Here is a 9,741-nt window from a genome sequence, read left to right on the forward strand (position 1 = left end):
CGCGACTCATGAGTGCTCGGTTATATGCGGGCCAATTGGTTGTGCGGTAGATTTTGTGTGTAGGCTTCTTCATTTGAAAATTATATCGCTAAAAAAGCCTTTACAGATAGGTTTGTGCAACAAAGCCTTTTATAGGTTATCCTTGAATTAGAAAACTGTCGATGAGAGCTCACTCTATTCTAGTAAAAATGCTTAAAAATTCAGCATTTGAATTAAGTATTTCTTGCGAAGAGAATGCACTACCTTTGTGCATAAGTCTATAAAGGTATTGGAATTATTTATAAATATTCAATTCTACTATAACCTCAAAAGAATGATTAAATTTCCTTTAAATATAAACATATGGCGTTTAATAAATTTATAAAAATTAAAATTATTTCAAAAATATAATTTTCAAATCTCCATAGTTTGCCTAATAAAGTTACATAAAAATTACTACAAAAAAAATAATGCACTGAAAAAAAGCAAAAATAAATATAATTATAAAACAATATCTTGCGTTAAAAATGATTGGACAAGGTTAAAAAAACATTATTTAAAAATGCTTGCATAAAAAAGATACGTTTGTTATTTTTATGTTGAAAAGAATACAAAAATATTTTTAATAATTGTATTTTTCTAGTAATTATCTCAATAGAGAGGTATGAAAAATGGCTTTAAAGGATATAAGTCAAGCTCAGGAAAGTAAGCTGGGTAAAGGATTAAAGCAAAGACATGTCACGATGATTTCTCTAGGAGGAATTATTGGGGCTGGGCTTTTTGTTGGTAGTAGTGGGGTAATTGCAACCATTGGCCCAGCAGCAGTGTTTAGTTATTTGTTAGCTGGTTTAGTCGTGCTATTTGTTATGCGTATGTTGGGGGAAATGGCAATTGCCATACCTGGTATCGGTTCCTTTACTGAATACATTCGCGCTGGATTAGGCAATGGGGCCGGATTTACTTCAGGATGGTTATATTGGTATTTCTGGGTAATTGTGGTTGCTGTTGAAGTGGTTATTGGTGCAGAAATGCTCCAAGTCTATATCGATGCGCCTCAATGGATAATTGGTATTGTATTGCTACTCGTATTGACCTTAGTCAATATCATGTCTGTAAAATCCTATGGTGAATTCGAATTTTGGTTTGCTTCATTAAAAGTTGCAGCAATCATTGTATTTGTAGCTATTGCCTTGTCTTATGCAACAGGTATTACAGCTCCAAGTGGCTCTACCTTTAAAAACTTGTATGAAAATTCATTTATGCCGCATGGCTGGTTATCGGTTATTGCCGGTATTCCAATGGTGATTTTTGCAATTTGTGGTGCTGAAATTGCGACTATTGCTGCTGCAGAATCTGATGAGCCAGCAAAAAGTGTTGCTTCAATGACGCGTTCGGTCATTGTCCGCGTACTTTTATTTTATGTTTCATCGATTTTAATGGTCACTGCTGTGGTGCCATGGGAAACTATTGTTAAAGGTCAGTCTCCATTTATTCTTGCAATGAATATTATGGACATTCCTTATGCCTCACAAATTATGCATGCCGTTGTTTTAGTTGCAGTGTTGTCTTGTCTCAACTCTGGTATTTATGTCGCTTCTCGAGTGATTTACAGCTTATCGAACCGTAATGAAGCACCGAAGAGCCTGCAAAAAGTTTCAAAAAGTGGTGTTCCTGTTAAAGCGGTCTTAATCAGTAGTTTAATTGGCTATATCGCAGTTTTAGCGTCAATTCTCTCATCAGAAGTGGTATTCATGTTCCTGATTAATGCATCAGGTGCAATTATGCTTTTGATTTATTTATTAATATGTGCTTCTCAACTTAAATTACGTCGACATTTTGAGCGTACTGCACCAGAGCGTCTAGCTTTAAAAATGTGGCTTTTTCCTGGTTTAACCTATGCGGTTATTCTTTCGATTACGACAATGTTAGTAGCAATGGCATTTACAGAGTCATTCAGATCTCAAATTTATTCAAGTTTGATTTTAGTAGCTGTGATTTACACGATCTATTATTTCAACTTTGCACGTGATAAATCAAAAGAAGCCCTATCTCAAAACCTTTCAAAACTACCAAAACACGATTCTTAATTAGAGAGAAATTATGAATAGCGCAATACAAGCCCAGTTAACACGAACAATCAGCCGATCAAAAGAAATTTATGATGAAGCGGTAAATTATTTACCGGGTGGCAATACTCGTACAACAGTATATATGAAGCCACACCCTATTTACGCCAGTCATGGTGAGGGTTGCCGTGTTTGGGATGTTGATGGTAATGCTTATATTGACTGTATTAACAACTTTACATCGAATATCCACGGTTATAACACTCCAGTTATTAATGCTGCTATCAACCAACAATTAACTAAGGGTACTTGTTTCGGTATGCCGACATATTCCGAAGTTAACTTGGCCAAATTGATTGTAGAACGTGTTAAATCAATCGACGAAATCCGTTTTACCAACTCAGGAACGGAAGCAGTAATGATGGCTCTAAAAGCTGCACGTGCTTACACTAAAAAACCTAAGATCGCTAAAGTTGAAGGTGCTTATCACGGCTCTTATGACTATGCAGAAGTTAGCCTTGATTCTAATCCAAAAAATTGGGGTAAAGATGAGCCAATTTCTACAGCATATGCAGCAGGTACGCCACAAGCAGTGTTAGATGATGTTGTAGTTTTACCTTTTAACGACCTTGAAAAAACAGAAGAGATTCTTCGTAAAAATGCAGATCAATTAGCAGGCGTATTGATTGACCCAGTTCCAAATCGTGCGGGTTTGATTCCTGCAAGCCAAGCTTTTATTGATTTACTTCGTAAATTAACAAAAGAACTAGGTATCTTATTGATTTTTGATGAAGTAATTTCTTTTCGATTAGGCTATCACGGTGCTCAAAGTATTTGGGGTGTTGAAGCAGACTTAACAGCTTTGGGTAAGATTATTGGTGGTGGTTTTCCTATTGGAGCAGTTGGTGGAAAAAAAGATGTAATGGCAGTTTTTGATCCAACTAAAGGTAAACCAGCTTTACCTCATGGTGGTACATTCTCAGCAAATCCAATTTCTATGATTGCTGGTTATGAAGCATTGCAATTATTAGATGAAAAAGCATTTGATTATTTAGATCAAATCGGTGGAAAATTACGTAATTCAATCAATAAATCATTTGAAAAATATAATTTTTCAGGTGTGTGTGTGGGATTGGGTTCATTGTTAAAAATTCATTTTACGGATAATGAAATTAAGAATTATCGTTCTATTTATCCTGATGAAAAACAAAATAAAATTTTGGAATTCTTTCACAAGCAGATGTTGAATAGAGGGATTCTCACTGCGAGTTATGGTTTGATTGCTCTTTCTACAACAATGTCTTTAGACGATATTGAAGAAATCAGCACAGCAATTGAATTAACAATTGAAGAAATTTCCAAGATTTTTTAATTGAATAGTTAATAAAGTTGAAGATTATGCACGAAAGACAAAAATACTCTATTAATCCTGATCCTTACTGGTGGAATGCAGCACCACTTCCAGAAGGAACAAGTCAGTTACCTAGTCAAGCTGATGTTCTAATCGTCGGTTCGGGTATTACAGCAATGTCAGCGGCTATTACCTTACTAAAGAATGGTCGCAAGGTCACTGTAATTGACCAGAATAAAATTGGAAGTGGCGCGAGTAGACGTAACGCGGGTTATGTATCACGTTCTTTCAAACATAGTTTTGCAGATTTAGAAAAAAAATACGGCCTAGACTATGCCATTAAATTGCATCGTGAATTAGATGAATCTGTTCGATCTGTACAAGAGTATGTAGATACTTACAAACTCGATTGTGATTTAAAATTTCTAGGTCGTTTACTTCCTGTTCCTAATTCTTCACATTTTAAAGCCTTAGAAGATGATTTAGCTAAGCAAAAACGTTATCTAGGTTTTGAATATGAAATGTTAGATAAAACTAAATTACAGAGTGAACTTGCAACAGATAGTTATCATGGCGCTGCATTAATTCCTGATTTAGGTGGAATTCATCCAGGTAAATATCATGCAGGTTTGCTTAAAGTAGCACTATCACTAGGCCTTGAAATTTGTGAGGAGGTGAAAGCTTTAGAAATTCTTTCATCAGGTGATGTTAAACAAGTAAACACTACTAAAGGTGTGATTTCAGCTAAGGAGCTGATTTTAGCAACGAATGGTTATACTGATTTACTGTTTCCATGGTTACGCAGACGCATCATTCCATTTGATGCTTACATGATCGCGACTGAAGAACTACCTGAAACATTGGTGAAAAAAATTATTCCAAATAATCGAGTTGTGATTGATACCAGTCATAACCCACTATTTGTACGTCAATCCCCTGATGGTAATAGTATTTTATTTGGAGGTTTAACTGCGACTAAACCAGGAAGTTTTGAAGAAAAAGGTGAGCATCTTGCGAAAATCCTGCGTCGCTTATTGCCAGATTTAGCCGATAAGCAGTTGGCTCATTCTTGGACAGGTAAATGTTCAGGTACTTTTGACCTATATCCACATGCAGGACAACATGAAGGTATTTATTACTCATTAGGTTACTGCTTTGTTGGTGTACCAATGGGCACATATTTAGGTAAAAAACTAGCCTTAAATATATTGGGTCAAAGCGAAGGCAAGACACTGTTCTTTAATCGCAAGTTTCCTACTATTCCATTTTACCGGGAAAAACCTTGGTTCCTATCTACCGTATTCAAGTATTACGACCACTTAGATAAAGGGACTCCAGCATACGATTTTGCATATCAATCTAATTAAGGATGAATCAAACAATGAATACTTACGTAAAACGTTCAACACATACATACTTTCCACGTGTAACTTATGCATCTTCGGGAGAAGATTTTACTCAATTACATGAGTATTTAGATGGTGAAATTTCTACATTTAAAGCTGAAAATCTAGGTAAATATTATCCTAATATTATCGGTGGTGAAACTCGTGAAGGTAATGAAATACATACAGCTCTTTCACCAATTGATAATGAGACAATTCTTGGTACTTTTGCATTAGCCAATGAAGACCTTGTTAATGAAGCTGTGAAAAAAGCACAAGAAGCTTATAAGACATGGTCGGCAACACCTTGGCAAGAGCGTGTTGCACGTGTTCGTCGTTGGGCTGACGTACTTACGCGTGAAAAATACAATATCGCAATTGCAACCATTTTTGAAATTGGTAAATCAAGAATCGAAGCGCTAGGAGAAGCTGATGAAGTATTGGATATGATCCCATACTACTGCGATGAAATGGTTCGAAATAATGGTTACCATCAATCATTACGTCGCGCATTTGCTCATGAAGAAACAAGTACACGTCTTCGTCCACTAGGTGTTTTCGGTGTTATTTCACCATTTAATTTTCCATTAGCATTGTCTGTAAACCTGATTGTAGGTGCGATTTTAACAGGTAATACGGTTGTTTATAAACCTTCTCCAGACTGTGGTATGACAGCGACTTTACTAATTGAAGCATTACAGGAAGTTGGTTTAGGTGATCTTGTCCAATTAGTTCATGGTCATGATGTAGTTGGTAAAGCTATCGTTAATCATCCTAATGTTGCAGGTATTGCATTTACAGGTTCTTACAACACTGGCATGGCAATTTTCCGTCAAGTGAATAGTGGCATTTATACTAAACCTGTCATTGCTGAAATGGGCGGTAAAAACCCTGCCTATGTCTCAGCTTCTGCGGATTTAAAAACAGCAGCAAGCGGTGTGGCACGTTCTGCTTTTGGCTTACAGGGACAAAAATGCAGCGCAAACTCAGTAGTTTATGTACATGAATCTGTAAAAGATGCATTCGTTAAAGAACTTATCACTGTCGCTGAAGCGTTAAAATTCAATGATCCAACCCAGAAAGATACTTTTGGTGGACCAGTTTATAACAAAGCAGCTTTTGATCGTTATCTAAATGCAGTTGAAGAAGCAAAAGCAGAAGGTACTGTATTATTTGGCGGTAATGCATTGAATCTTCCTGGCTTAGAAAAAGCTTATTACGTTTCTCCTGCCATTGTTGAAGTACCAAAAGGTCATCGTCTCACTAAAGATGAATTGTTTGCTCCATTCGTCGCGATTCGCACATTTAGTGACTTAGAAGAGGCAATTGTTGAAGGTAATGATGTTATCTATGGTTTAGCGGCAGGAATTTATACACAAGATGATAAAGAACTAGAATACTTCCTGAACTTTGCTGAAGCAGGCGCATTGTATGCGAACCGTGCCAGTGGTTCTACTACAGGTGCATGGCCTGGTATTCAAAGTTTCTGTGGTTGGAAAGGTTCAGGTGTAGGTCACAAAGGTGGTTTAGGTCCTAATTTTATCCAACAGTTCATGCGTGAACAAAGTCATACCGTAATTCGTTAATTTCTAATAAATATCAATACATTACCCTTGTGTAAGGCAAGGGTAATGGGTTCTTTTTGCCTAAAATTTGAGAAAAAAAGTGATTAACAAAGTAAAAAATACGATGGCAGAAGTGCTGGACCAAATCAAAGATGGATCAACCATCATGATTGGTGGTTTTGGTACCGCTGGTCAGCCAGCTGAACTGATTGATGGCCTGATCTCACTTGGTGTGAAAGATCTGGTGATCGTCAATAACAATGCCGGTAACGGCGACTATGGTCTGGCAAAACTCCTTAAAGCTGGCGCAGTACGCAAGATCATCTGCTCTTTCCCGCGCCAGTCAGATTCCTGGGTATTTGATGAGCTGTACCGTGCCGGCAAGATCGAGCTGGAACTGGTGCCACAAGGGAACCTGGCCTGTCGTATCCAGGCTGCCGGTATGGGACTTGGTCCAATCTATACCCCTACAGGTTTCGGTACCTTGCTGGCTGAAGGCAAACCTACCCTGAACTATGAAGGTAAAGATTACATTTTAGAAAATCCAATTAAAGCGGACTTTGCACTGATCAAGGCTTCTAAGGGTGACCGCTGGGGCAATCTGGTGTACCGCAAATCAGCCCGTAACTTCGGTCCGATTATGGCGATGGCGGCAGATGTGACCATTGCCCAGGTTTCTGAAGTCGTTGAACTCGGTGCACTCGATCCTGAACACATCATTACCCCAGGAATTTTCGTACAGCACGTTGTACAAGTACAGCCTGCACAGTAATCACGGATAGGAGAAAAAAGATGAGCTATACCAAACTGACCCGTGACCAGATTGCTGAACGTGTTGCCCAGGACATTCCAGATGGTGCTTATGTCAATCTTGGCATTGGCTTACCCACTAAAATTTCAAGCTACCTGCCTTCAGGCAAAGATGTCTTCCTGCATTCTGAAAATGGCTTATTGGCTTTTGGTCCACCTCCTGCTGAAGAAGACCGTGATCCTGAACTGATTAATGCCGGTAAAGAATTCGTGACCATGCTTGAAGGTGGTGCTTTTTTCCATCATGGGGATTCATTCGCGATGATGCGTGGTGGTCATTTAGACATCGCAGTTTTGGGCGCTTTTCAGGTGGCTGCAAATGGTGATCTGGCCAACTGGCATACCGGTGCACCAGATGCAATTCCTGCAGTCGGTGGTGCCATGGACTTGGCGGTTGGTGCGAAGCAAGTTTTTATCACCACAGATCATGTCACTAAGAAAGGTGAGCCGAAGATTGTGGCTGAGCTTTCTTATCCAGCAACAGGACTGAAATGTGTAGACCGCATTTATACCGACCTGTGCGTAATTGACGTGACTCCGCAAGGTATGAAAGTGATTGAGAAAGTCGAAGGCCTATCATTTGAAGAACTGCAGTCAATGACGGGTGCGAAACTGATAGATGTGACACAGGGATAGGGAAGAGAAGATCATATGAAAAATGCATATATCATTGATGCTATCCGTACCCCATTCGGCCGCTATGCGGGTGGCCTAGCACCTGTCCGTGCCGATGATCTGGGTGCTGTGCCGATTAAAGCCCTGATGGAGCGTAACCCGAGTATCAACTGGGAAAAAGTAGATGACGTGATTTACGGGTGTGCCAACCAAGCCGGTGAAGACAACCGTAATGTCGGTCGTATGTCAGCTTTGCTTGCTGGCATGCCATATCAAGTACCTGCAACAACGATCAACCGTTTATGTGGTTCATCACTTGATGCTGTAGCAATTGCAGCACGTGCAATTAAAGCCGGTGAAGCGGATCTGATCGTGGCTGGTGGTGTGGAATCCATGTCACGTGCGCCATTTGTCATGGGGAAATCTGATACAGCTTATGGCCGTAGCCAAAAGATTGAAGACACCACCATGGGCTGGCGCTTCATCAATCCAAAATTGAAAGAGTTGTATGGTGTAGAAACCATGCCACAGACTGCGGAGAACGTAGCAGAGCAGTTCAATATCAGTCGTGAAGATCAGGATAAATTTGCCTTAGCCAGCCAGCAACGCACAGCAGCAGCTCAGGCACGTGGCTTCTTTGACAAGGAAATTATCCCAGTCGTAATCCCACAGCGTAAAGGTGATCCGATTGTAGTGGATAAAGATGAGCATCCTCGTGCTTCAACCACACTTGAAGGATTAACGAAGTTAAAACCTGTGGTAAAAGCAGACGGTACTGTGACTGCAGGCAATGCCTCAGGTATCAATGACGGTGCAGCAGCACTCCTGATTGCTTCAGATGAAGCTGTTAAAAAATACAGATTAAAACCACGTGCCAAAATCATTGCTGCAACTGTCGTAGGTGTTGAGCCAAGAATTATGGGCTTTGGTCCAGCTCCAGCGATCAAAAAACTACTTGATCAAACTGGTCTGACTCTAGATCAGATGGATGTCATTGAACTTAACGAAGCCTTTTCAGCACAAGCTTTAGCTGTAACTCGTGACTTGGGGCTTCCTGACAACGCGGCTCATGTGAACCCGAATGGTGGAGCAATTGCAATTGGCCATCCACTAGGTGCTTCAGGTGCACGCCTAGTAGCGACAGCTCTAAACCAGCTTGAAGCTATAGATGGAAATTATGCACTTTGCTCAATGTGTATCGGGGTCGGTCAAGGTATTGCTTTAATAATTAAACGTTAAAAATGAGAACACAATGAAATTTAAATTAACATTACTAACAGTAGGAATAGCAATCCAAAGTAACAGTTTTGCTGAGGGAACACAAGAAATTGAGCCTACATTCAATGGCTCAATCAGTGCAGTATCTGCTTATGTTTCACGTGGTGGTACAAATGCGCCAGAAAATCCTGATCCAGTTATTCAAGGTTCTTTAACTGCTGGGTATAACGGATTCTACGCATTCTACTGGTTTTCACAATTAGATTATTCTATTAAAGAGTTACAAACAGGAAAGTCAGCGAAAGCGACAGACTTTTACGAGCATGATTTATTTTTAGGGTATGCCAATAATTATAAAAATATTAATTATGATATTTTTACAGCTATTTATTACTATCCAGGGGCTTTGTTGCACAAAGATTTGAAATGCAAAGCGCACCTAATTGAGCCAAATTTAAGGCGTAACTTGGGTAAGTGGTCGACCTAATTCCGTAAATCTGTTAAGGACTGCTACACGTGCATGGATCTCATTCACTTGGCTATCAAAACTCCTTGCACTGAGTTTATCTCCTAATAATTTGATGCAATGCATCTTAGTTTCAACCAAACTTCGCCGATGATAGCCTGACCATTTTTTCCATAGTGTCCTGCCTAAACGTTTAATTGTTCGAAGTAATTCATTTCGCTCTAGCGAGCTACTCTTTGTATCTTTCCATGGTTTCGCATTTTTTCTAGGTGGAATCACCGCATGC

9 protein-coding genes are annotated in these 9,741 nt (G+C 39.4%); 8 read left to right on the plus strand and 1 reads right to left on the minus strand.

The genetic code is table 11. The features are described from left to right. The first annotated feature begins 650 nt into the window (after positions 1–650). The 8 genes from AC5YDH_RS14430 (at position 651) to AC5YDH_RS14465 (ending at position 9,476) form a co-directional block, all read left to right on the plus strand. Entirely contained in the window at positions 651–2,066 is a 1,416-nt protein-coding gene (locus tag AC5YDH_RS14430; RefSeq protein WP_496120492.1) for an amino acid permease, read from the plus strand. A 13-nt stretch (positions 2,067–2,079) separates the two neighbouring features. Next, the gene (locus AC5YDH_RS14435; RefSeq protein ID WP_496120494.1) at positions 2,080–3,417 is read left to right on the plus strand and encodes an aspartate aminotransferase family protein; all 1,338 of its coding nucleotides are present in this window, start codon (positions 2,080–2,082) and stop codon (positions 3,415–3,417) included. Positions 3,418–3,443: 26 nt separating this feature from the next. Further along, positions 3,444–4,763, plus strand: a complete 1,320-nt coding sequence (locus AC5YDH_RS14440) for an NAD(P)/FAD-dependent oxidoreductase (protein WP_280561067.1) — start codon at positions 3,444–3,446, stop codon at positions 4,761–4,763. Positions 4,764–4,777: 14 nt separating this feature from the next. Next, on the plus strand, positions 4,778–6,367 hold the full coding sequence (locus tag AC5YDH_RS14445) for an aldehyde dehydrogenase family protein (protein ID WP_280561068.1): 1,590 nt from the start codon (positions 4,778–4,780) through the stop codon (positions 6,365–6,367). Between the two features lie 79 nt (positions 6,368–6,446). Next, positions 6,447–7,118: a 3-oxoacid CoA-transferase subunit A gene (locus AC5YDH_RS14450; protein ID WP_280561069.1), complete on the plus strand. Its 672-nt coding sequence runs from the start codon at positions 6,447–6,449 to the stop codon at positions 7,116–7,118. 20 nt (positions 7,119–7,138) lie between these two features. Next, positions 7,139–7,792, plus strand: a complete 654-nt coding sequence (locus AC5YDH_RS14455; protein WP_280561070.1) for a 3-oxoacid CoA-transferase subunit B — start codon at positions 7,139–7,141, stop codon at positions 7,790–7,792. A 15-nt stretch (positions 7,793–7,807) separates the two neighbouring features. Continuing rightward, positions 7,808–9,010 (plus strand): 3-oxoadipyl-CoA thiolase, encoded by a 1,203-nt coding sequence (gene pcaF, locus AC5YDH_RS14460; RefSeq protein ID WP_280561071.1) that lies wholly within the window; start codon positions 7,808–7,810, stop codon positions 9,008–9,010. A 13-nt stretch (positions 9,011–9,023) separates the two neighbouring features. Beyond that, positions 9,024–9,476: a TorF family putative porin gene (locus AC5YDH_RS14465; RefSeq protein WP_496120498.1), complete on the plus strand. Its 453-nt coding sequence runs from the start codon at positions 9,024–9,026 to the stop codon at positions 9,474–9,476. On the opposite strand, the gene AC5YDH_RS14470 is transcribed toward AC5YDH_RS14465, so the two are convergent. Further along, positions 9,444–9,741: transposase (locus tag AC5YDH_RS14470; RefSeq protein ID WP_279043810.1), on the minus strand; the 298-nt coding region annotated here is incomplete at its 5' end. The two genes, AC5YDH_RS14465 and AC5YDH_RS14470, sit on opposite strands and share 33 nt — an antisense overlap.

The sequence above is a fragment of the Acinetobacter sp. FY683 genome (assembly GCF_059515885.1).

Bases quoted from the DNA above. Each gene is read 5' to 3' on its own strand.
- pcaF (WP_280561071.1), top strand. From the start codon at position 7,808: ATGAAAAATGCATATATCATTGATGCTATCCGTACCCCATTCGGCCGC.
- AC5YDH_RS14445 (WP_280561068.1), top strand. From the start codon at position 4,778: ATGAATACTTACGTAAAACGTTCAACACATACATACTTTCCACGTGTA.
- AC5YDH_RS14435 (WP_496120494.1), top strand. From the start codon at position 2,080: ATGAATAGCGCAATACAAGCCCAGTTAACACGAACAATCAGCCGATCA.
- AC5YDH_RS14455 (WP_280561070.1), top strand. From the start codon at position 7,139: ATGAGCTATACCAAACTGACCCGTGACCAGATTGCTGAACGTGTTGCC.
- AC5YDH_RS14465 (WP_496120498.1), top strand. From the start codon at position 9,024: ATGAAATTTAAATTAACATTACTAACAGTAGGAATAGCAATCCAAAGT.
- AC5YDH_RS14440 (WP_280561067.1), top strand. From the start codon at position 3,444: ATGCACGAAAGACAAAAATACTCTATTAATCCTGATCCTTACTGGTGG.
- AC5YDH_RS14430 (WP_496120492.1), top strand. From the start codon at position 651: ATGGCTTTAAAGGATATAAGTCAAGCTCAGGAAAGTAAGCTGGGTAAA.